Genomic DNA, 1325 nt, shown 5'->3' with positions numbered 1-1325 from the left:
CCACCGGGGGTGGGCGGGGAGCCCTCCTCCATCTGCGCCAAACGTTCGGTGAGCAGGTTGACCACCTGCGGGCGATCGGCGTGCTCCCGCTCGTGGGCCAGGAGCCGGTCGACCCCCTCCGGCTCCAGGGAGCGGATCCGGTGCTCCAGCTCGCCCGGGGTCAGCTGGTCGTACTCCGGGATGGGGAGCCCGGCGGCGCCGCCCGGGCCCTTCGATGACTGGTTCATGTTCCTCGGGTGACCGCTGTGGCGGCCGGGAAACCTCTTCGACCGAAAAAGCTCTCCGGATGCGGAAGAGTGTGGGCGGGGTCACGATGGAATCGGGCGTGAGGTGCTCGGGGTCCGCGACGCACCGTACGCGAAAAGGCGTGCGGGAACCCTGCGGGAATTTCGTGATACCCCCCGGAGCCCGCACGTCGTCCGTTTCGATGTCGAGCCGGCGAAGAGGGGCGATAATGCCGACGATGCCCGGAGACATCCCCGGGAAAATACCGGGAGGGTCCGGTAGGCGACGCGGCCGTCGCCATCCGCACCACGACGCCCCGGACACCCGTGAGGAATTCGAGCGGATCGCCGTGCTGCCGCCGTGTCCCGAGCGGCAGCGACTGTGCCGTCAGATCGTCTGCGCCTGGAAGCCGATGGCCGATCGGATCGCGCTGACCTACCGCAGCCGCGGGGAGGACCTGGAGGATCTGCGCCAGGTGGCGGCGCTGGGACTGGTGAAGGCGGTCGAGCGCTACGACCCCTCCCGGGGCAACGCCTTCGAGAGCTTCGCCGTGCCGACGATCGTCGGTGAGGTCAAGCGCCATTTCCGGGACTGCATGTGGCGGGTGCACGTCCCGCGGCACACCCAGGAGCTGCGCAACCGGGTGCGGGCGGCCAGCCGTCAACTGGATTGCGGTCTGGACGAGTACGGCCCGCCCATCGACCGCATCGCGGAGTACACCGGCCTGTCGGAACAGGAGGTCCGGCTCGGCATGGAGGCGATGCGCAGCTTCAGCACGCTCTCCCTGGACGCCGCGGCGACGGGAAACGGTGAGGAGGAGGGGCCCTCCCTGTTGGGGGCGCTGGGGGAGCCGGATCCCGGCTTCGACCACGTGGTGGACAAGGAGGCGGTGAGGAGAGCCGTGGCCGGGCTGTCAGAGCGCGAACGGACCATTCTCCACCTGCGCTTTTTCGGGGACATGTCGCAGAGCCGGATCGGGGAACAGCTGGGCATCTCCCAGATGCACGTCTCCCGCCTGCTGCGACAGGCTCTGCTCCGGATCCGCGAAACGGTGGAGGGCACCGACCCCGGGGCGCCGGGGTCGAGCCCCGCCCCCCGAG

The 1325-nt window shown here is 70.0% G+C and carries 1 protein-coding gene and 1 pseudogene; one reads left to right on the top strand and one right to left on the bottom strand.

The genetic code is table 11. The features are described 5' to 3' along the window. Positions 1–227, bottom strand: a pseudogene (locus FNQ90_RS23485) (hypothetical protein); the annotation flags it as partial. Positions 228–454: 227 nt separating this feature from the next. On the opposite strand from FNQ90_RS23485, the gene FNQ90_RS23480 reads away from it, so the two are divergent. Continuing rightward, positions 455–1325: SigB/SigF/SigG family RNA polymerase sigma factor (locus tag FNQ90_RS23480; RefSeq protein WP_407699436.1), on the top strand; the 871-nt coding region annotated here is incomplete at its 3' end.

Source organism: Streptomyces alkaliphilus (assembly GCF_014141535.1).
Taxonomy (GTDB): Bacteria; Actinomycetota; Actinomycetes; order Streptomycetales; family Streptomycetaceae; genus Streptomyces; species Streptomyces alkaliphilus.
The sequence above is the reverse complement of the archived record's forward strand: the minus strand, read 5'-3'. Positions and strand labels throughout refer to the sequence as shown.